Source organism: Paenibacillus sp. GXUN7292 (genome assembly GCF_050864975.1).
Taxonomy (GTDB): domain Bacteria; phylum Bacillota; class Bacilli; order Paenibacillales; family Paenibacillaceae; genus Pristimantibacillus.
The window spans coordinates 1-22,310 of record NZ_JBOZWO010000002.1 but is presented as its reverse complement, the minus strand read 5'-3'; the positions used below and the strand labels follow the sequence as shown (position 1 = coordinate 22,310).

Genomic DNA, 22,310 nt, shown 5'->3' with positions numbered 1-22,310 from the left:
CGCTAAAAGGATTGACAATCCTTTTAGCGCATCGAGCGAATCATGATATAATTTCGGTAAAAAGTGCTATCGATTAGAGATGAATGAGCTGATCGTGCAGCGCTCTCCACTCTTCAACTTTTGAATGATTTTGCAAGGAATCGCTCATTCCTTTAATATGAGCCTGCAAATCTTTTTCAAGCTTCAGCTGCTCTTCTTTCGTTGACTGTCTCCAGCATTGCTCATAATAGCTGGTCCAGCTTAAAGTATGCTCGCTCATCCAGCCTTGCAATCCAGGAAGCAGCAGCTTTTCCAGCTCTGCGCGCAGCAGTCCCTTGCCCTCGCCCTCAAAGAAATAGCGCGGTGACTTGAATTTGCCCCACAGCCACTTCACATCAATTTCCTGGGCCTTGAAGCTGTTTAACAGCGCGGGAGCCGCCTCCAGCCCGGCCCCTTCATATTTCGGCGCCTTATAAGCCAGTACCTGCTGTTCAAGCGATTCAGCCATATCTGCATACAGCTTGCCCTGCTGCTTGTGGAGATTGCGCTCTACCCGCAGAGAGGTAGCCTGCAATTCCTGTTCCAGCTCGCGCTGAAGCTGACGCTCAAGCTCAAGCCAGGCTGTCAGAAGCATCTTTTTCATGTCGCGGCCATCATCCTGTAAAACAGCTGGATTGAAGGAATAATTATAAAATTCGCCAAAGCGGAACTGAATCCGCTGCAGCACGTAATAGTGCAGCTCGCTTATGTCCTGCTTGAGCTGTTCGGGAGCAGACTGCTCGCCGAACAAGCTGAGGCTTTGCATGGCACCCTTTGAAGCGGCAGCCAAACGCTCCAGCTCTGCAGCACGATCTGCAGCAGCTCCGCGTGCGCTTGTCAGCCAGCCGCTAACGGTAGCTTTAATACGCTCCAGCTCCTGCTCTGCCGTTTCAATGGCAAGCGCCCCCAAGTCCTGCTGTACAAACGACAGGAAGGCTTGCTCAAACAGAGGCAGCCCTGAATTCTCCAACAGCATGCTATCGCCAGCCAGCTTGCCATCAAGAGCCTGCAAGCTGGAAACTGGAAATAATCTTGGAAAACGGATTTCATGCTGCAGCAAATTAGCCTCAACATGCTTTAATACCCCTTCCAGCTCTTCTTTGTCTGCTGCGAGGTCTGCCGCATTTACGATAAAGAACATTTTATCCAGCTCAAATTGATCCTTCACTCTTCCCAGCTGCTGCAAAAATTGTCTGTCAGCCTGAGAGAATGCATGATTGTAATACGTGACAAATAAAACAGCATCGGCGTTTTTAATATAATTAAAGGCTACTCCTGTATGCCTTGCATTTACAGAATCGGCGCCTGGCGTATCGACAAGCACGATTCCTTCGGCTGTCAGCGGGCAATTATAGTGAAAATCAATAGACCTCACAAAACAGGAGCGCGACTCCTCTGCAACAAACCGTTCGTATTGCTCATGATCAACCTTCAGCTCCTGGCCCAGGTCATCCTTATGCTCTGCCCAGCCGTTGCTTGCTGCTCGCAAAAAGCTATAATGCGCCCTGCCGCTTGCACCTATTTTGTCAGGCGTCAGACGGTCTGCCGCAGCCAATATGCTTTCAATATTGGTGTAAGCATGCTTATTAGCCTCTTCTCCTAGCAAGGCCAATGAATAAAGCAGATCATCAAGCAGCTCTTCTTCGGACTTCATCACGATGCGAGCCGTACGGTGAGGATACTGCTTTGTAGGAGGCAGCAAGCGATTGATGGATGCAGTCGTCGGATTAGGCGAGACAGGCAATACAGGCTCTCCAATTAGCGCGTTAGCAAGCGATGACTTGCCAGCGCTGAACGCACCGAACAAAGCAATCGTAAAGCTGCTGCTTTGCAATCGGTCCGCTTTATCTCTTAATGCGGCGGCAGCCTGCTCAAGGGCTGCGTGGCCTTGCAGCAAATCGGCCGCACGCTGCAGCTTGTAGCCGGCATCACGCTGCTTGCCAAGCGCATTGCCGCTTGCAAACGCCCCAGCCGCGTCTTTCGCAGCGGCAGCAGCATCTGACGACGTCTTAGCAGCTGAAACTGCGTCGGCCAGGCTTGCCTCCTGACGGCTGCTTGCCTGCCCGTTATCAGCAGTCGCCTTATAGGTCTGAGCCTTTGCTTCAAACCGGGCTGGCTTAGGCAGAGCAGGCTTGCTCGATCTGTCCGGCAGCATCCCTTTCAGCTCCTGCTCCCGCGCATCAGAAAGCTGGTCAAGCTCTTCCAGCTTGACCACAGCAGCAGCTTGAGTGCCGAGCTGTGCCAGCTGTTCACGGACGGCAGACAGCTTGTTTTCGTTTTGAGCAGCAAATTGTACAACAATCATATCAATAAGTTCAATTGCATTTTTCCGATAAATGCTTTTAATATCAGCAGCCAGATCCTTGCAGAAAGTCATCGTGTATTCATTGCCGAATACTGCGCCAGTATGGATTCGACGCAATAGCCAATCGTCATCAGGCAGCCAAGATATAGCGGCCTGCAGCTGGCTTTCCAGCTGATCCGACTCATAACCTGCCTGCTCTGCAGCCTGCCGCAGCAATTGCTTGAGATGCCATTCAATCGCCGCGCTAATCAGACTGTGCAGCTCGCTGCGGAACTGACTCAGCCTTTTTTCCTTTTCGGCAGCCGTTTTGTTGCCTGCAAATAAAAAACCGCTCTTGAAGCCCGGTTTTTGGCTCTCTAGAAATAACTGAGCCAAGTCCCTCAGCGCTGCCGGTGTAATATTTGCATTATCAAGCAGCGATTGAAGCTGCTGGCGCAGTTCCTTGCTCATAACGTCAGGCCCGGCTTCCAAGCTGTCTTTGCTCGCTTTAATACGCTCAAGCTCCAGTTTGGCTTGCGCTGCAGCTTCAGGCCCTCCAGCCTGCTCAAGCAGCGATGCCCGCTGCTGCTCCTCCTGCTGCTCCAGCCACTTGATATGCTCTTGCATAACATGATGCAAGGACGCCTCTACGCTGTAGCTGCACAGCGTTTGACGCTGCACCTCAAGCTCCTGCAGCAGCTTCAGCAGCGCATCCCATTGATGGTATGGATGCTCCGGCTTCCGCAGCGATAAATAAATAATGCCTTCCGGCTCCAAATGCCAAGCGTGAAAAGCATCCTCAACGCTTTGACAGTACGACTCAAAGCTTATTTCATTCTCTCTATGCTTATCGATTTGATTTACGACAAAATAAAGCGGCTTTCCCCAATCCTTCAGCTGTTTGGCAAAAGCAAAATTTATTTCTGACTGTACATGGTTATAATCCATAACATAGAACACTACATCTGCCAAATGAAGCGCAGATTCTGTTGCCAGCCGATGCGCATCATCCGTTGAATCGATGCCGGGGGTATCCAGCAACGTAATATGCTCGCCGAGCACTTCACTAGGGTAATGGATGGACACATGCGTAAAGGTCTCTCCATCCACGCAATATTGCTCGAGCTGATCTATCGCAACTTCAGCCTTTGTACGTTGACCGTCTTTCATCGTTTCTACTCTAGCGATTGCCTGGTCGCCGCCTTGAATAGAGACAACGTTGGCACTCGTTGGAATCGGGCTTGATGGGAGCAGCTTTGCTCCGCATATCGTATTAATCAAAGTAGATTTGCCTGCCGAAAAATGTCCGCATAAAGCAACAGTAAGCCGACCCTCGGTCAGCTTACTGCTCAGCTCTTGCACTTGCTTGGCTCGCCTTTCGTCATTACTGGCTGCCATTGCGGCGGCGGCATCGTATAACGCTTGCGCTATGCTTTGCACCGTCATGAATGTCATTCCTTTTCAATTAGTTCGATTCTTCATCCTGTGATGGCAAACAAATTTCAAATACATTGCCATGCTGCAAAATCATTACTCCGCGTTCCTTTTCCCTCATAACTACAACCTCAGGCTTAAGGCGCATTCTTTCGATGTATTGGTCCGGCACGTTGCCAGAACCGCTTACTGTTACACCTTGTACAGTAATATCTTCATTTTCTTGCGGCGGTGATTCAAGCACCTCTTCGTAAAGATCGGAAAAAACTTCAAAATTGTTTGTGTATACAGAAATACATTTCATTAAAATCATCCCTCGTTCGCTAGTTTAGGGTGCAGGGTACAGCATAGCTGCAGTCCATAAGCAGAAAAGTCATATGTAATAACTTCTACTGCAGTTGCATCTATAAAAAACAATACAACAGCTATTATGCTAGCTTACCCTTTTTTTTGGATTTAACTATTGGCTTCATACGTTGCTTTCCTTCTTTGCACAAATCAAGCAGCGGGCAAATTGCACATTGCGGACTTTGCGCCTTGCAATGATAGCGACCGAAAAAGATTAAGCGATGATGAGTAATTGTCCACTCGTCTCGCGGCACCAGCTTCATCAGCTTTTGTTCAACTACTAGCACGGAGTCCTCCGTCTTTGCAAAACCGAGACGCTTGGATACTCGCTCCACATGGGTGTCAACCGCTATTGCTGGTACACCAAAGGCATTAGACATGACGACATTGGCAGTCTTGCGGCCAACCCCAGGCAACTCGACTAAACCTTCATAAGTTTGAGGCACTTCACCATCGTATTTATCGATTAGAATACGGCATAGCTTCTGAATATTTGAGGCTTTGCTCCGAAACAAACCAATGCGTCTAATATCCTGCTCAAGCTCCTCGAGAGGAACACTTAAATAGTGTTCAGGACGTTTATATTTCTGAAATAACGTCGCCGTTACCTTGTTAACCGTCTCATCTGTACATTGTGCGGATAACAACACAGCAATCGTCAGCTCAAACGGATTCTCATGTACGAGCTCGCAATGGGCGTCCGGAAACATAAGAGCTATTTGATCTAATACAACACGCATTTTTTGCTTAGCATTCATTGTTCTCTCTCCTCAAAAATTAGGCAGCATACGAGCAAATCTGCAACTGCAACAGATTTGCAACTGCTTAAGCGAACACTCATAAACACTATCGTTCAAAGTGTAGCGAAATTTGTCACTGTGCGCAACCCGAAAATGATAAAAAAACAAAAAAAACTGCTCATAAGAGCAGTTTTTCACAAAATATTAATTTGATCAATCCTAATTAACCATTTGAAGAAGTATTTACCGTTTGAAGCTTCTTTAATTCATCGCCTACGAATGTCGCATCAACCGTAGAACCTACCTTAATTTGATTAATTGTTTGCTTGCCGCCGGCTGCAGTAAGCAGCTCAGCATCAAGCAGCATATAATCGTTTTCTTTCGTTGTCGCATTTTTCATCGTTATTTTTTTGTTTATTATATCCACAGCTGTAACCTGGAACTGTTCCGTCACATGAACACGAATGGCGCTGGCTTCAACCTTTGTAAAATTCAGCGAAACAGTAACTTTCTCGCCTTGGCGCATATCACCAATCGATGCCGCTGGTCTGCCTTTATAGTATACAGGGGCATTGGTGTAAGGCAATACAACCTCTTCTCCGCCATCTAGGCGCATAGTAATTGTCTTTGCGTTCGTATCCCAACGAACCATTTCACCCGTATAGCTGTTCACAAAATTCAAAGACACAATCTCATCATGCGTGTAGCTTACTGTAACGTTAACGTTTTGGTTAAGCATCTTCAAAGCGGTGTCTTTTTCCATATTATTACCAAAATAATTAAATTTTGTTCTGCCGCTGAAGTATAGAACCTTGGCTTGTTTTCCAAAGGCATCTGATACAGTAATAAATTCAGGCAGCTTTTCATTGTAATAAGCTTGATAGCCAGCTAGCGTCTCAACCTGACGATTAACAACTTTGATCGCTGTCACCTGGTCTTTTTCATTTAGACTAAGCTCAACGTTATCCTTTTCTATTAGTAAATCATCTAGCTTGGCGTTGTTCAGGCCTTCAATTGTAACGACCGTGTTTGGCGCTAAAAATTTAGTAACAAATCCAGTATCATCTTGAATTGTAACTATTTTGTTGTTAAATTCGTACAAAAGACCTTTTGCCGTCGTTACAACCGGTGCAGAGGAAGCCACAATGCTAATTGTACGAGGCTCCTCGCGGAACGTATCACTTGTAATAACAACCTGGCGATCACGCTTCAAATCAGAAATTTGCAGCGTTGTCCCTTCCTCATTCTCAATGACGATAGACGGATCGTATTTGAACTCTACCGGCTTTTCATCCACTAGCACATAAAGAAGCTTCTCTGCTTCATTATAATGTACAACAGTGCCATTTACCGGTTTAATATGCTGAACGTCGCCTTCCACTTCAACATATCTTGCTACGCCGTCCCTAGCAATAATCGTCACGTCTCCATACTCTAGCAATTGCTCTTTGCTGCTGGCAGACTCGGAATTATAATGATAGTACGCTGTAGCATCAGACAGGCTATATTCCGTTTCTTTGCCGTTAGCATACAAAGTAATCTTATCTTCCGTCAGATTTGAAATGACGCCGCTCTCTTGTCCTGTATATTCTACTCCGATATGACCTTGCGCTCTGCTGAACAAAGTAGCAAGACTTGCACGATTAATGTTTGATTTGGGGCCGAAGCGATCCTCGGACAGCCCTTTAACAAGACCTAATTGAGTTGCAGCGTTAATAAAGCCAATATATTTGCTGTCCATAGCTCCGGCATCGCTGAATCTTGATTCCGTATTTTGCAGCTGCTTGGCTACTGCCTCTTCGCCAATCGCTTTGACGATCAGCTTCGTTACCCATTCACGGCTGGCTGGACGAGAGCCCCATGCCTTGCTGCTGTCATCTTCAGCTATTTGATACTCTTCATCGCGATCAAGCAACCCTTGCTCAAAAGCAAGCTGTATGTATGGCTTATAAAAATTATCTACTACAAATGACTCTGTAAATTGAATCATCGCATGCTCATCGATTTGATTGGCAAGTCCAGCAAAACGTAGAGCCATAATGACAGCTTCCTGCTGTGTAATACTTCTCTCCGGCCTAAACGTAAAGGTGTCGTTATTTTCTTGATAACCATTAATAATGCCTTGTAATGATAGCTTAGCAATATGCTTCTCTGCCCAATGACCAGCGGCTACATCAGTAAAGGGTGTCGCTTGCTTTACAACAGCTTGGTTGGCATAAATCGCAACCGGGTTCGCTCCCAAAACTGCAGCGGAGCTTGAACCGATAAGTGTAACAGCAAGCGCACCGGTAATAACTTTTTTCCATGTGTAATGCAGTGGCATTCAACATATCTCCTTCAACTCTATTATATTTATCTCTATTGTCACTCTCTTGTCATAGGATAGTCAAGCCCTACGTGACCCATTAGGCTCTCTGTTTCGTTCCCATCCACCAAAATTTCAATTCCATCTACAAAATCAAGCTGAAACAACGTTTTCTTAAGCGATTCTAGCAATTGCATCTCTCCGGGCGCGCCAACTCTCGCTTCATCCGGAAGCGCAATATCAATCGTAACGATGCCATCCTTCAATTGAGTAGAATGAATCGGAATAGGCTTCCACAGCGATGCAGAGCCGTTGCCCGGATCGGCTTGCAATGAGGCTATAGCAGCTCCCAGCAATTCATGGTCATTGCTGTAAAATACTTTTTCCGTTCGTTCAGTCAGCTCCATGCTTTCGTTTTCCACCGCATAAATCGTTAGTTCCATAGATTGCTGCTCCACAACTGGAGGCTCTGGCGAAGGGGATACCGACCCTCCGGTCCCGTTATCCTTCTGCACTGCTCCACAGCCGGAAAGCAGCAGCACTAGTGCTGCTGCTGCAATCCAAACCTTCTTACGCTTAGTCATATCCAGCATGTTATTTTCACCCGCTTTAATTCAGTTTTAAAAATTCTTTGATGCCTAATACCAATTCAGCAGCGATACGATCCTGGTTTTTATCGTTATACAACACTTCCAAGTCGTTCGGATTGGAAATATATCCTGTTTCCACTAGAACAGCCGGCATAGTCGTTTCCTTGATTACGACAAATGGCGCTGTTTTTACGCCGCGATTGGCAAGCCCTGTTCCTGCAACGAGATGCTTCTGCATAATGTTGGCAAGCTCCTTGCTGTTATCGCGATAATAATACGTTTCACTGCCTGTCGCTGTGTCTTTGGTAAAGCTGTTAACATGAACTGAAACAAACACATCGGCCTTAACTTTTTCTGCAAAAGCAACACGGTCACGCAGCTCGATCTTCACATCGTCAGGCCTGCTCAAATGTACTTGCACCCTCGGATCTTTTTCAAGAATTGCCTTCATTTTATTAACTACAGTATACGTAAAATCTTTCTCCAGCTTTTTCTTATCCTTGCTTACTGCTCCCGAATCCGTGCCGCCATGGCCTGCGTCAAGCACAACATGATATATCTTCCCTTCGCCTGGATCAGAAGGCTCCGGAGTTGGCGTTGGCGTAGGCGTAGGATCTACCGGATCAGTGGTCGGCTCCTCAGGAACTTCACTGACAGGCATAAGCTGAATCGTAATTTGACCATCTGATTGGGTCATGACATGTCCGATATCATCCTTGAGATCGATTACAACTCTAGCGATTAAAGGGTCGCTGCTAAAGGCGGAATGACGATAGGAATCTATAAACGGATTATCCTCTACCTGCACCTCGGAAAAGTGATTTCCGGTATAGCTTGTACCTGGCAAGTCAATAACAAGCCTTCTAGGATTGCTCAAGTAAAATGGTTTGCTTGGCTTTACCTCGCCTGAGTATGTAATGTTTAAGGTTGAAGCTTGGTCAAAATCTACCGACTCTACATAGCCTGTCGGCACAATAGGCTGGCTGCCATTATCCGATGGATCAGGATCGGGATCAGTCTCCGGATCCTTATGGCTAAACATATGTACTTCGCGCTCTGCATCTTTCCATTCAAACTCCAGACCCAGAAGCTCTCCGATAAACCGTACAGGAACCATCGTCCGCCATTGGATCAATTGCGGAACGGCATTCATAACCTGAGGCTCGCCGTTAACCATAACCGTCGAATCATTAATAATTAATTGAATGAGCGTATCATTGCTTTTAACGGTTACGCGCTTTAAATCTCCCTCCCATTCTACCTCATAGCCCAGCCCTTCTGTCAAAATAGCTAAAGGAACGAGCGTTGAGCCTTTAATAATGGTCGGTTCTACATCACTATACAGCCTTTTGCCATCCAAAAACAGTTTAGGGGGAACGGAGGCATGTCCAACATTAACAAAAGAAGCAAAAAAGAGACAAGTAAACATGACGACAGCAACAATTTTTTTCATTCCACACCTCGAATACGATATTGCCCGCTCCGCATGTGTTCTTTCGACATGCACAGACATATAATAAGACGCTTTTTGTCATAAAAGGTTGCGCAAAATTGAGAATTTTTTCTATCAATCTTTCTATCAATCTTTCTATTAAGCTACTGGAATGCAGCACATGCTGTAAGTTTTCGAGGTAAAACTATTCATATCAAATGCTGCTTCGTACAAAATCGATCCGTTGCTCATCAATTCATGAATAGCTGTAACAATTCTGAAGGGGCTATTACTTTTAAAATATCCCTTTTGAGATTTTAACGAATCGTGAATGAGCTATTTTTCATAAAATGCCCCTTTTGAAATTCTAACGCAACGAAGAGGTGCTATCTGTGAACAAATGCTCATTTGGGCAGTGTTTTATAGCCAATAAGCAAACCACGATTTGTTACAATTTTAAAACAAGCTTTTTCAGCATAATAGCGCTGCTAACATTCGCTAGAGTTTCCATTTCACAAAAAACCCTCTGGCAAATGCCAGAGGGTTTTTCAGAGAACTCTTGAAATTATTTATTTGCAAGCTTATCAGCGTGCTTTGCTTCATATGCTGATATTTTGTCTTCATGCTGAAGAGTTAGACCGATATCATCCAAGCCTTGAAGCAAAAATTGTCGGCGGTGCTCATCCAAATCGAAGGAGATGCTTAGGCCGAATTCATCGGAAAGCTGTTTGCTTTCAAGATCAACATTAAGCTTGTAGCCTTCATGCTTAGCTGTACGCTGGAACAAATCTTCTACTTGCTCCTCGCTTAGCTTAATTGGAAGAATGCCGTTTTTAAAGCAGTTGTTATAGAAAATATCCGCATAGGACGGAGCAATAATTACTTTATAGCCATAATCAAGAATCGCCCATGGAGCATGCTCACGGGATGAGCCGCAGCCAAAGTTAGCGCGGGAAATCAAAACCGATGCACCCTCATAACGAGCTTTATTTGGCTCAAAATCAGGATTCACATCACCGTTCTCGAAAAAGCGCCATTCATAAAATAGAAATTGACCGAAGCCGCTGCGCTCAATGCGCTTTAAAAATTGTTTTGGAATAATTGCATCTGTATCTACGTTTACGCGGTCTACTGGAGCAACGATACCCGTAAGCTTTTTAAATGGTTCCATATTAATTGTTCCCCTCTCCTGCTAATGTAAGTTCATTAGTTCGCTACTGCTTCTTTGATTTCCCAATCACGCACATCTGTAAAGCGGCCATTAATCGCAGCTGCTACTGCCATTGCAGGCGATACTAGATGCGTTCTTCCGCCTCGGCCTTGACGGCCTTCAAAGTTACGGTTGGAAGTTGAAGCGCAGCGCTGACCTGGTTGCAGCACGTCAGGGTTCATAGCAAGACACATGGAGCAGCCCGCATCGCGCCATTCAAAGCCTGCTTCTACAAATATTTTATCTAGGCCTTCTTTTTCTGCTTGCAGCTTAACGCGGCCGGAGCCCGGTACGACAATAGCCGTTACCTTGTCGCTGACTTTGTAGCCGCGAGCGATTTCAGCAGCTGCTCTAAGGTCTTCAATACGGCCATTTGTACATGAGCCGATAAATACATAATCGATTTCAATTTCTGTCATCGGCGTGCCTGGCTTAAGATCCATATACTCAAGCGCTTTTTCTGCCGCTTTACGTTCATTTTCAGTAGCCAAATCAGCTGGGTTAGGTACAGAAGCTGTAATATCAGTACCCATGCCAGGGCTTGTTCCCCATGTTACTTGCGGGATAAGTGAATCAACATCAAACTCAACAACAGTATCGTATTGAGCGCCTTCATCAGTCGTTAGCTGTGACCAAGCTTCTACCGCTTTGTCAAAGTTCTCAGGGGCATACTCACGGCCGCGCAAATAGTTAAAAGTAGTTTCGTCAGGAGCAATCAAGCCTGCGCGAGCTCCTGCTTCGATGGACATATTACATACTGTCATGCGCTCTTCCATCGTAAGGTTAGTAATCGCTTCGCCTGTATATTCGATAACATATCCGGTTGCAAAGTCAGTGCCGTATTGCGCAATTACGCCAAGAATCATATCCTTAGCTGTAACGCCAGGCTTGCGCTTGCCGTTGAAACGGACTTCCATCGTTTTAGCTTTGGATTGCTGCAAGCACTGTGTAGCAAGCACATGCTCAACCTCGCTTGTGCCGATACCGAACGCCAAAGCGCCAAAAGCGCCGTGTGTTGAAGTATGGCTGTCGCCGCAAACGATTGTTTTGCCTGGATGCGTCAGGCCGATCTCAGGTCCCATTACGTGAACAACACCTTGATCAATATTGTCTAGATCAAACAGCTTTACTCCAAAATCCTTACAATTTTGAGTAAGGGTATCGATTTGCTGCTTGGAAATTGGATCTGTAATATTGAAACGGTCCTTTGTCGGAACGTTATGATCCATAGTAGCAAACGTCAAGTCTGGACGGCGCACTTTGCGGCCGGAAATGCGAAGCCCTTCAAAAGCTTGTGGAGATGTAACCTCGTGCACCAGCTGCAAGTCAATATAAATTACGCTCGGCTTGCCTTCTTCCTGGTGAATGACGTGATTGTCCCAAATTTTTTCAAACATTGTTCTTTTTGTCATTGATACTCACCCCATCGTTTCATTCAGTCGATTTCAATAGAATTTAATTAAACCAATCATATCATGTCTTTCTTCATAGAACTAAGATATAATATCTATAAGCTCTATAGTTATTAACTATAACAATTCCAAACTGTCGCGTCTATATATCAATTTCGGAAATAAAAACTAATCTAATTCAAAAGGATTGATCCCCTATGGAATTCAGACAGCTGCAATATGTCATTCAAATAGCAAAGGACCACAATTTCTCGCGTGCCGCAGAAAAACTTCATATTGCCCAGCCTTCGCTCAGCCAGCAGCTTTCCAAGCTGGAGCAGGAGCTTGGCCTGCTTCTTTTTAGAAGAACGACTAATTCCGTAGAGCTTACGCAAGCGGGACAAGTGTTTGTAGAAAGAGCCCAGCAAATCATAGATACGATTGAACAGCTCAAGCAGGAGATGGATGATATGGCGCAAATGCGCCGGGGCAGGCTGGTCGTTGGCACATTGCCGATAACCGGCGCTCATGTTCTGCCGCTTGTTCTGCCTGTGTTCGGCGAGAAATACCCGCAAATCGAGGTTGTGCTTGTAGAAGAAACGACCGCCAAGCTTGAACAGCTCACCGCTAGCGGAGGCACGGATATCAGCTTACTGTCGCTTCCATTAATCGATGCATCCTTGTCTTGGACACCTTATATGGAAGAAGAAATATGCCTTGCCGTTCCGCCAGCCCATCCACTGGCGCAAAGGAATGAAGCCGTTCCTATCGCTGAGCTGAGCGATGAGCCGTTTATCGGTTTAAAACGTGGACAAGGCTTTAGACAAATTACAGTCGGATACTGCCTGGAAGCAGGCTTTAATCCGCAAATTGTGTTTGAGAGCAGCAATATTGAAACGGTGCAATCGCTCGTTGCAGGCGGCATGGGAATTGCGTTTGTTCCTAAAATGTTGACAAGAGCGGCAGGCTCCGATTTTACACCGGTATACCTGCCGCTCCTGCCTCGCCCTTCGCGCACGCTTGTAGTAGCCAGCCGCAAAGGCCGATATTTATCCAAAGCGGCTGAAGCGTTTATTCACACGCTCAACGAAACGATTAAAACCAAATAAACGGTTCATTTAGCTGAGCACTTATTATTCGTAAATTTCGGGACGACGGTCTTTGAAAATCGGTATTCTGGCACGCACCTCGTCAACGAGGGCCAAATCTATATCGGCATAAATGATCGTCTCTTCCTCCTCAGCATGCGCGATGACCTCTCCCCATGGGTCTATGACCATCGAATGGCCAAAGAAGTGCGTATCCCCGCTCTTGCCTGTTCTGTTGCATGCGATGACAAACATTTGATTTTCAATGGCGCGCGCCATCAGCAGCGTTTTCCAATGATGCAATCTTGGATGTGGCCACTGAGCAGGCACAAATACGATTTTAGCCCCATTCAAAGCTAGCTTGCGCGACAGCTCGGGAAATCTAGTGTCGTAGCAAATAAATGCGCCGGCTTTTTCCCCGTCCACCTCAAACAAAGCTGTTTTCTCACCCGCACTTAAATACTTTTCCTCATCCATTAAACGAAACAAATGTATTTTGGAATAATCAGCCACTTCATTGCCATCGCGGTCAAATGCAATCAGCGTATTGTAGACTTCATCCCCGCGCAGCTCTGCAATCGAGCCGCCAATTATATTTACTTTGTATGCTCTGCTCAGCTCGGACAGCAGCTGTCTCGTTCTTTCACCATTTCGGTCTGCCAGCTCTTTTATTTGATCCAGTTGAAATCCTGTATTCCAAAGCTCTGGAAAAATAACGACATCTGGTTTGACTGCTTGTCCTGCCGCCTCTGCAATCATGGACTTCACTTTTTCGTAATTGGCTTCAACATCGCCGATTTTAATATCCATTTGAAGCAATGCAATTCGCATGGCTGTTGACATTAGAGCCTCATCCTTCCTTAGTTCCTTTATTTCTCTAATGATACCTGCTCATGCTTACATGTCAAGATGGGCAACGTAATAGCAATGACATGAAAATCCATCTGTAAAGGAGAATAAACGATGTATTATAAACAAACCGCGAAGTGTGCCGCTTTTTTGCTGCTGCTTTTTCTTTCATTGGGAATGTTCCAAGCAGCTGCAGCAGCCCCGGCGCCAACCCAATCGGCGCCCTCCAACCTGTCACGCCCTGTACAAATATTTGATGTGAAGGCTGGAAAAGTAATTAAAAGCATACCAAATGATGAACAGTTTCAAACAATGGCCAGAGGTTTTCTGGGCACAGTCACGGGGCTTGCGCCACAAATCGCGCCTGACAAAAACTGCAGCTACGTGTACCGAATACCTTTGAACGAGAGCTATGCTCTTAAGGTTGGCGAGTTATCTATTCAAACAAATGATGTATTTATTTTTCATTGCGAAAATTCAAAACCGATTATCCTTTGCTTCAATGAACAGCGGAAACCCTTTGTACTTGAATTCCAATCTGATTTGACCCCGCTGCTCATCAAGCTAAAAAATGCCTGACCAGCTTGCTTCTTCTCAACTAAAAAGAAACATGTTAAAGTATACTAAAATGATATGTTTACTATGAGGGTGTGAAGAAGTGGTTAATCAACAAGCAATTCAATTTAAGCCGGCAGATCGACTCGCGTCCTTGCCTACGCAATTTTTTTCCAAGCTCGTTGCGAAAGCTAACGCTCAAATAGCAAAAGGACGCGATGTCATTAATTTGGGACAAGGAAACCCGGATCGACCTACACCTGCCCATATTATATCCAAGCTGCAGGAAGCCTCGACCAATCCGCTTTATCATAAATATCCGCCTTTCAGCGGATATGCTTTTCTGAAAGAAGCAATAGCTAAACGTTATAAGGACGATTACAACGTGGACTTAGACCCGCAAACGGAAGTAGCTATTTTGTTTGGCGGCAAAACTGGCTTGGTAGAAATTAGTCAATGCTTGCTGAATGAAGGCGATGTTTGCCTTGTTCCTGATCCTGGCTATCCGGATTATTGGTCAGGCGTTGCACTCGCCGGCGCCAGCATGTCCTTCATGCCGCTTAAAGAAGAAAACGGTTTTTTGCCTGATTTGCAGGCTATTGACCCGCATATAGCTAAGCAAGCCAAATTAATGTTTATGAATTATCCCAACAACCCGACAGGTGCTGTTGCAGATAGCAAATTTTACGATGAAGTTATTGCATTTGCCAAAAAGTATAATATTGCTGTTTCAAGTGATTTCGCCTATGGCGCGATTGGCTTCGACGGAAAAAAGCCGATCAGCTTTTTGCAATCTGAAGGAGCAAAGGATGTCGGTGTTGAATTTTATACGCTGTCCAAATCCTACAATATGGCTGGATGGCGTGTCGGATTTGCGTTAGGCAACAAAGAAATCGTTGCGATGATCAATCTTATTCAAGACCATTATTACTGCAGCTTGTTTGGCGGAATCCAAGAAGCGGCAGCCCTTGCGCTAACTGGCTCTCAGCAATGTGTTCAAGAGATTAACCAGCGCTATGAGCAAAGAAGAAATTGTGTCTATCAAGAGCTTGAGCAAATTGGCTGGAAGGCTGCGGCGCCAGGAGGCTCATTTTTCTGCTGGCTGCCAGTTCCCGCTCCTTATACGTCTGAGCAATTTGCTGATTTGCTGCTCGAGAAAGCCGACGTTGTAGTAGCACCTGGAATCGGCTTCGGTACTCATGGGGAAGGCTATGTCCGCCTAGGGCTATTAGCGGATGAAGAGCGCCTTCAAGAGGCTATTGCGCGAATTGGCAAATTAAATCTTTTCTAAAGCCAATCCCTGCTGCACAAAGGCTTCGGTCAGCTTTACAGTAATAATGGATCGTGATATGCTTGAATGTATAAGCAAAATAAGAACGTGAAACGTAATGATGGGACTATTAAGCTTGATACGGTCATGACAGAGAGCGAATTCCACCGGCTGCAAGAATTCGTCTTGGCCACTTGCCGAACCTACCCCTGAACGGCCGATGAATAATCGGACAGCGCCTGCTGTTACAAGGCATAAGCTGGATGCTTCCCTCCGTGGAAGCATCAATAAAGGTGGTACCGCGGAAGATAGACTTTCGTCCTTTTTTGGACGGAGGTCTTTTTCTATTTCATTATCTTTTTCATTATAAGTATGTAATTATTAGCTATGGGATGGGATTTTATGACGGAACGTATAGTAGTGAAAATAGGCAGCAGTTCGCTCACTTCCGAAGAAGGCGGGCTTAATCGGGAACGAATCCATTTTTTTGCAAGCGAGCTTGCCAAGCAGCATTTGGCTGGCAAGGACGTTATGCTCGTCACTTCGGGTGCGGTTGCAGCAGGCTTCAAAAAAATTGGCTACCCTGTCAAGCCGAAGGCCGTACATGAAAAACAGGCTGCTGCTGCAGTCGGTCAAGCGCTGCTTATGCAAGCTTACCAGGAAGCATTTTCTGAGTATGCTATTACTTCAGCACAAATATTGCTGACCAGAGCTGATTTTTCCAATCGCAGAAGAATTCAAAACGCTCAAATGACAATAGAAGAGCTGCTCAAACAGAAAATTATACCTATTATTAATGAGAATGATACAGTTGCCACCGATGAGCTCGTACTTAAATTTGGAGATAATGACAATCTCTCCGCACTTGTCGCAGCAATGACCAAATCAGCCAATCTCGTTATTATTACAGATATGGATGGTCTGTATACAGAAGATCCACGCATTAACCCGACTGCAAGTAAAATTGATCGCGTTGAGCAAATTTCCAGTGAAATATTGGCTTTGGCTGGAGGGGCAGGATCAGCAGTAGGAACAGGCGGCATGCGATCAAAAATTGAAGCGGCTAGAATAGCAATGCGCGGCGGCGTGAATGCTTTTATCGGCAAGGTCCAGCAGTTGGGCGATTTGGAGCTTGCCCTATCCGGCAACGGCAAAGGCACCTATTTTGATACGAAGCTGCACAGCCTGTCTATGAAGAAGCAATGGCTCGGCTTCCATTCCTTATCCGAAGGCCGCATCATTGTTGACGAAGGCGCAGTTTCGGCGCTCGTTACAGGCGGCAAAAGCCTCCTCCCTGCCGGCGTCATTAGCAGCACAGGAGATTTTCACCCTGGCGATGTTGTTGAAGTATACAGCAAAAGCGGAAATATTGTTGGCCGCGGTGTAGTCAATTATTCTGCGCAGCAGCTGCTGGCTGCTGCAGGATTGTCTACAGAGGAAGCAAGCCGCAGAGTGGACGCTGCAAGATTAGAAGTCATTCATCGCGATGAGTGGGTATCTTTGTAAACACCAAAATCATTCATTTTAAATAAGGAGGCTATGATAATGTCTAATGAAGTAGTTATGAAAGCAACATTGGCACAAAAAGCGGCTAGAATTATGAATAATGTAACCACGGAGCAAAAGAATGAGGCATTGCTTGTAATGGCGGATGCATTGGTAGCTGCAAGCGCCGCAATTATTGAAGCGAACAAATTGGATCTGAAGCGCGGCCAGGAGCAGGGCACCAGTTCCTCTATGCTGGACCGGCTTGCCCTTGATGAGAAACGGATTGAGGCCATCGCGAATGGCCTGCGTGAAATTGTACAATTGCCTGATCCAGTCGGAGAGCTGCTGGAGCAGTTTGAACGTCCTAACGGCATTCATATACGCAAGCTGCGCGTTCCGCTCGGCGTTATCGGCATGATCTATGAAGCCCGTCCTAATGTTACAGTTGATGCTACTGGGCTTTGCTTGAAAACTAGCAACTGTGTCGTACTGCGCGGCGGTTCAGCTGCGCTTGAATCCAATCGGCAAATCGTAGCGGTGCTGCGCAGTGCGCTCGAAAATACGGCTTTGCCTGCTGATGCTATACAGCTCATTGAAAATTCAGACCGTTCCTCTGTCAATGAAATGCTGAAGCTGAAAGGCTTGCTTGATGTAATTATACCTCGAGGCGGAGCAGCGCTAATTAACAATGTAGTTGAAAATTCGATTGTTCCGGTTATTGAAACGGGCGCAGGTGTATGTCATACCTATATTGATAAAGATGCTGATGTACAGATGGCTTCCGAAATTGCATTTAATGCCAAAGTGCAGCGTCCTTCGGTTTGCAATGCGATGGAAACTTTAATTATTCATCGTGATTTCGCAAGCCTTCATTTGGAGCAACTTATCCAAAAAATGATTGAAGCTGGAGTTGAGCTTCGCCTCCCTTCGCCTTACGATCAGCAAGTAAAAGGCTCTAAGCTGGTTACCGAGCAGGATTATGCTACAGAATATAACGACTATATTCTGAACATTGCTATAGTGGACAGTCTGGATGAAGCACTAGTGCATATTAACCGCTACAGCACGAAGCATTCCGAATGTATTGTTACAAATAATAAAGCTCTTGCTGAACGCTTCATTCAAGAAATAGATGCAGCAGCAGTATACCACAATGTGTCCACCCGTTTTACCGACGGTTTTGAATTCGGCTATGGCGCTGAAATCGGCATTAGCACACAAAAACTGCATGCAAGAGGTCCAATGGGTCTGCCTGCTCTAACTTCGACGAAATATCAAATTACTGGCAATGGACAAATCAGGCAATAAAGGAGTATTCGATATGAGTGAAGACATAACAAATCCTTCCCCTCTTAGCAACCAGCGCATTTGCTTTTATGGGGCTGGAGCTATGGCTGAAGCGATTGTACGCGGAATACTTAAGCAAAATTTAATCGAAGCAGGCAATATTTCGATGCTTAATCGCAGCTCTGAGGAGCGATTAACGTTTTTGCAGAAGGAATATGGCGTGCAAACGATTCTTAACGGCATAACTCAGGAGCAGCTGCTAGTGCATGCGGATATTATCGTACTGGCTATGAAGCCTAAGGATGCGGTTACTGCGCTGGAGGTTTTAAAGTCCCACTTAAGAGAGGAGCAATTAATTGTATCGGTTATTGCCGGTTTATCGATTGCTTCCATCAAACAGTTGACAAGTGAGAAGCAGCCTGTCGTTAGAGCTATGCCGAATACGTCCAGCACGATCGGTCTAGGAGCTACAGGAGTCAGCTGCTCGCCAGATGTAACAGACAGCCAGCTTGAAGCTATGAAAGCTATATTCCAATCTATCGGGTATTGTACGGTAGTTGAAGAAACACTGCAGCCTGCCATAACTGGCGTATCTGGCAGCGGACCAGCTTATGTATACCGCTTCATGGAGGGCATGATCAGCGGAGCGCAGTCGCTTGGACTTTCCTATGTTGAAGCCAAGCAACTAGTCGCCCAAACCGTGCTTGGTGCCGCCGAGATGGTTCAGATAACGAATGAAGACCCCGCGGAATTGCGCCGAAAGGTCACCTCCCCGAACGGAACGACAGAAGCAGCATTGAATGTGCTTGGCGAGTTTCAATTTGCCGAAGCGATACAAGCTGCAGTCAAGCGTTCAGCTGATCGTTCCGTTGAGCTTGGAGCCGCTATTGAAAGGAGTATTTCACAATGATAGGACACTGTATTGCAACTTATCGCGCCTACGATGACAAAGCAGATTTTAATAAAAAAGCACAGGGCATCGCAGTTGGACTGACAGTAGGCAGCTGGACAGAAATGCCTGAGGCACAAAAACAGCATATGGAGAAGCATTTGGGCAAGGTTGTTTCCGTTCAGGTGCATGAACCCGCAGACTTGCAGCCTGGCGAGCGATATGCGGATATTTCTATCGCTTACCCAGACATTAATTTCAGCCGAGACATTCCCGCTTTGTTAGTTACAGTTTTCGGAAAACTTTCGATGGATGGAAAAATCAAGCTAATCGATCTTGAAGTATCTGAAAGCTTTGCTTCCGTATTCCCTGGTCCTAAGTACGGGTTGGAAGGCATAAGAAATATACTAGGGGTGCATGACCGCCCACTTCTGATGAGCATTTTTAAATCTGTCATCGGTTATGATCTGCCAAATTTACAGGAGCAGTTTTATAGACAGGCGCTTGGCGGCGTCGATTTGATCAAGGATGACGAAATTTTGTTTGAAAACCCGCTTACGCCGCTGGAAAAGCGTGTTGAGGCGTGTATGGAAGCAGCGCGCAAGGCAGAACAAGCAACAGGGCAAAAGCTGCTTTATGCGACAAACTTAACAGGACCCACCTCTAAACTGGCGGAAAACGCTCGCAAAGCAATTGCAGCTGGAGCGAATGCGCTTCTATTTAATGTGTTGGCATACGGATTCGATGCTCTGCATGAGCTAAGCAGCGATCCGTCGATAAACGTTCCTATTGCAGCCCATCCTGCTATGGCTGGCGCTCTATATCCATCCCAGCATTACGGCATAAGCGCCCCCTTGCTGCTAGGCAAATTAATGCGTCTTGCAGGAGCGGACCTAGTCCTGTTCCCGTCACCATACGGTTCAGTTGTCATGCCAAAGGAAGAAAACCTGGCTGTTCAAAAAGCATTAATAAACGATATGCATCATTTGAAAGCAAGCTTCCCCGTGCCTTCCGCCGGCATTCACCCTGGGCTGGTCCCTTTAATAATCGGCGACTTTGGTCTAGATGTAGTTGTGAATGCTGGAGGGGGCATTCACGGTCATCCGCTTGGAACAGAAGCTGGAGGACAAGCATTCCGACAAGCGATCACTGCAGCTATGAAAGGCGTATCCTTGCGTGACGCAGCCAGCCAGCCAGGTCATGAGCCTCTTGCAGCAGCAATTGAAGCTTGGGGGGTCAGAGAATGAGCAAGCAAAAGGTTATCTTTTGTGATTTCGATGGAACCATCACTATAAATGACAATATTATCGCAATTATCAAGCACTTCAATCCGCCGGGCTGGGAAGAGCTGGTACAAAAAACGTTATCAACAGAGCTCTCGATCAAGGAAGGCGTCAGCCAATTATTTCGGCTGCTTCCTTCTTCGATGCAGCAGGAGGTCGTTGATTACAGTGTCGGCAACGCGCGTATTAGAGACGGATTTGCGCAATTTCTGGATTATTGCAAAACAAACAATATTTTATTTTACGTTACGAGCGGCGGTATAGATTTCTTTGTTTACCCGGTTCTAGAACCGTTTGACATTCCGAAGAACCATATTTACTGCAATGGCAGCAGCTTTGAAGACGAGAAAATAGAAATTTTATGGCCTCACCCATGTGATGAGCATTGCAGCAACAACTGCGGAATGTGCAAGCCTGCCATTATGCGCTTATTTCCGGCAGAGCAGTACGAGCGGATCGTAATTGGGGACAGTGTAACGGATTTTGAAGGAGCAAAGCTGGCAGATCAAATATTTTCCCGTTCGCATTTAACAGAAAAATGCAAGGAGCTGGGCCTCACTCATACTCCTTTTGAAACTTTTTTTGACATAATCGATGCAATGACGAGCTCAGAAAGGAATTAAGATTATGAAGCTGGATCAAATATCTTTAGAAGAGAAACAAAGCGCATTAGCTGAACTGAAGGAAGTTAAACAATTATTCGCCTCACGTGGCTGGTTTGCCGGCACAAGCGGTAATCTTTCGGTGCGTGTCGGGGATTATGACGCAAATGAATTTAATTTTGCAATTACCGCCAGCGGCAAAGATAAAACGATTCATACGCCTGAGGACTATTTGTTTGTTGATCAAGATGGAAAGCCAAGTGAAAAAACAAACCTTAAGCCTTCTGCCGAAACGTTAATTCATTGTGAAATATACCGTTTAACAGGCGCTGGCGCGATTTTTCACGTCCATACCGTCTATAATAACGTCATTTCAGAATATTTCTGGGACCGCAAATCAGTTCCAGTCGATGGTGTTGAATTGATTAAAGGCTTCAACATTTGGGACGAAGAGGCGCAAATCGAAATTCCGATTGTATCTAATTTTGCGCACATCCCTTCAATTGTTCCTGAAGTGACTGAGCGTCTAGATAAAAAAATACCGGGTATCCTTTTGCGTAAGCATGGCATATATGCTTGGGGCGCTAATGCATTTGAAGCGAAAAGACATTTGGAAGCTTTTGAGTTTATTTTTGAGTATGTGTACAAGCTGGAGCTTCTGAAGCGCGGATTATAAACTTTTGAACTTTAATCTAAATACATCTCATGCGTCTAGATTCACTTTTTTTAAAAAAAGATTCTAAATGAACTTCGTCAGGCTGATAAAAAACCGAAACTAGTACTTTTCTATGATGGAAAACTTTAATTTTGTGTAAGTGCCGATTTTGACGTGGTGCTAACCAATTATGTATGAATTTTCATATACAATTGTGTTTTTTGGAGCATTTCAGCGTATTGTGTATGAAATTTCATATACATTGAGCTATTTTAGGTGGTACCAATCAATTATGTATGAATTTTCATATACAATTGTGTTTTTTGAGACATTTCAGCCTATTGTGTATGAAATTTCATATACATTGAGCTGTTTTAGGTGGTACCATTCAATTATATATGAATTTTCATATACAATTGTGTTTTTTGGAGCATTTCAGCGTATTGTGTATGAATTTTCATATACAATTGTGTTTTTTGGAGCATTTCAGCGTATTGTGTATGAATTTTCATATACATTGAGCCGTTTTAGGTGGTACCAATCAATTATGTATGAATTTTCATATACAATTGTGTTTTTTGGGTCATTTCAG

At 45.3% G+C, this 22,310-nt stretch carries 18 protein-coding genes; 9 read left to right on the top strand and 9 right to left on the bottom strand.

Going from position 1 to position 22,310, the window contains the following annotated elements; all coding sequences use genetic code 11:
* Positions 1-73: 73 nt before the first annotated feature.
* From ACRRU2_RS02765 to leuC, 8 genes are all read right to left on the bottom strand, one after another.
* Complete coding sequence (locus ACRRU2_RS02765) at positions 74-3,748, bottom strand: dynamin family protein (RefSeq protein WP_432499867.1); 3,675 nt, start codon at positions 3,746-3,748, stop codon at positions 74-76.
* Positions 3,749-3,767: 19 nt separating this feature from the next.
* On the bottom strand, positions 3,768-4,040 hold the full coding sequence (locus ACRRU2_RS02760; RefSeq protein ID WP_331698738.1) for an NAD/NADP transhydrogenase alpha subunit: 273 nt from the start codon (positions 4,038-4,040) through the stop codon (positions 3,768-3,770).
* Positions 4,041-4,164: 124 nt separating this feature from the next.
* A complete protein-coding gene (gene nth / locus ACRRU2_RS02755) occupies positions 4,165-4,842 on the bottom strand; it encodes an endonuclease III (RefSeq protein WP_432499866.1) in 678 nt (225 codons plus the stop codon).
* Between the two features lie 205 nt (positions 4,843-5,047).
* Positions 5,048-7,147 carry an S-layer homology domain-containing protein gene (locus tag ACRRU2_RS02750; RefSeq protein ID WP_432499865.1) on the bottom strand — a complete coding sequence of 700 codons (2,100 nt, stop codon included), beginning with the start codon at positions 7,145-7,147 and terminating at the stop codon, positions 5,048-5,050.
* Between the two features lie 41 nt (positions 7,148-7,188).
* The gene (locus ACRRU2_RS02745) at positions 7,189-7,722 is read right to left on the bottom strand and encodes a GerMN domain-containing protein (RefSeq protein WP_432499864.1); all 534 of its coding nucleotides are present in this window, start codon (positions 7,720-7,722) and stop codon (positions 7,189-7,191) included.
* A 16-nt stretch (positions 7,723-7,738) separates the two neighbouring features.
* Complete coding sequence (locus ACRRU2_RS02740; protein WP_432499863.1) at positions 7,739-9,172, bottom strand: N-acetylmuramoyl-L-alanine amidase; 1,434 nt, start codon at positions 9,170-9,172, stop codon at positions 7,739-7,741.
* A gap of 544 nt (positions 9,173-9,716) precedes the next feature.
* Positions 9,717-10,322 (bottom strand): 3-isopropylmalate dehydratase small subunit, encoded by a 606-nt coding sequence (gene leuD, locus ACRRU2_RS02735; protein WP_331698733.1) that lies wholly within the window; start codon positions 10,320-10,322, stop codon positions 9,717-9,719.
* Between the two features lie 35 nt (positions 10,323-10,357).
* Positions 10,358-11,773 carry a 3-isopropylmalate dehydratase large subunit gene (gene leuC / locus ACRRU2_RS02730; protein WP_432499862.1) on the bottom strand — a complete coding sequence of 472 codons (1,416 nt, stop codon included), beginning with the start codon at positions 11,771-11,773 and terminating at the stop codon, positions 10,358-10,360.
* 197 nt (positions 11,774-11,970) lie between these two features.
* Here leuC and ACRRU2_RS02725 point away from each other — a divergent pair, with 197 nt between their 5' ends.
* Positions 11,971-12,861 carry a LysR family transcriptional regulator gene (locus ACRRU2_RS02725; protein ID WP_331698731.1) on the top strand — a complete coding sequence of 297 codons (891 nt, stop codon included), beginning with the start codon at positions 11,971-11,973 and terminating at the stop codon, positions 12,859-12,861.
* Between the two features lie 24 nt (positions 12,862-12,885).
* On the opposite strand, the gene ACRRU2_RS02720 is transcribed toward ACRRU2_RS02725, so the two are convergent.
* The gene (locus ACRRU2_RS02720) at positions 12,886-13,683 is read right to left on the bottom strand and encodes a carbon-nitrogen family hydrolase (protein WP_331698730.1); all 798 of its coding nucleotides are present in this window, start codon (positions 13,681-13,683) and stop codon (positions 12,886-12,888) included.
* A gap of 120 nt (positions 13,684-13,803) precedes the next feature.
* Between ACRRU2_RS02720 and ACRRU2_RS02715 the strand changes: the two genes are divergently transcribed.
* The 8 genes from ACRRU2_RS02715 to mtnB all read left to right on the top strand — a co-directional run bounded on the left by ACRRU2_RS02715 (position 13,804) and on the right by mtnB (position 21,739).
* Positions 13,804-14,268, top strand: coding sequence for a hypothetical protein (locus ACRRU2_RS02715; protein WP_331698729.1), 465 nt, complete (start codon positions 13,804-13,806; stop codon positions 14,266-14,268).
* 79 nt (positions 14,269-14,347) lie between these two features.
* Positions 14,348-15,535, top strand: coding sequence for a pyridoxal phosphate-dependent aminotransferase (locus ACRRU2_RS02710; protein ID WP_432499861.1), 1,188 nt, complete (start codon positions 14,348-14,350; stop codon positions 15,533-15,535).
* Between the two features lie 381 nt (positions 15,536-15,916).
* Positions 15,917-17,020, top strand: a complete 1,104-nt coding sequence (gene proB / locus ACRRU2_RS02705; RefSeq protein WP_331698726.1) for a glutamate 5-kinase — start codon at positions 15,917-15,919, stop codon at positions 17,018-17,020.
* A 39-nt stretch (positions 17,021-17,059) separates the two neighbouring features.
* A complete protein-coding gene (locus ACRRU2_RS02700) occupies positions 17,060-18,310 on the top strand; it encodes a glutamate-5-semialdehyde dehydrogenase (RefSeq protein WP_432499859.1) in 1,251 nt (416 codons plus the stop codon).
* 13 nt (positions 18,311-18,323) lie between these two features.
* Positions 18,324-19,199 (top strand): pyrroline-5-carboxylate reductase, encoded by an 876-nt coding sequence (proC, locus tag ACRRU2_RS02695; RefSeq protein WP_432499858.1) that lies wholly within the window; start codon positions 18,324-18,326, stop codon positions 19,197-19,199.
* Positions 19,196-20,425, top strand: a complete 1,230-nt coding sequence (locus tag ACRRU2_RS02690; protein ID WP_432499857.1) for a 2,3-diketo-5-methylthiopentyl-1-phosphate enolase — start codon at positions 19,196-19,198, stop codon at positions 20,423-20,425. Before proC ends, ACRRU2_RS02690 begins: the two co-directional genes overlap by 4 nt.
* On the top strand, positions 20,422-21,084 hold the full coding sequence (locus ACRRU2_RS02685) for a 2-hydroxy-3-keto-5-methylthiopentenyl-1-phosphate phosphatase (protein ID WP_331698722.1): 663 nt from the start codon (positions 20,422-20,424) through the stop codon (positions 21,082-21,084). The genes ACRRU2_RS02690 and ACRRU2_RS02685 overlap by 4 nt, the downstream gene beginning before the upstream one ends.
* 4 nt (positions 21,085-21,088) lie before the next feature.
* Positions 21,089-21,739, top strand: a complete 651-nt coding sequence (gene mtnB / locus ACRRU2_RS02680) for a methylthioribulose 1-phosphate dehydratase (protein ID WP_331698721.1) — start codon at positions 21,089-21,091, stop codon at positions 21,737-21,739.
* The last annotated feature ends 571 nt before the right edge of the window (positions 21,740-22,310 follow it).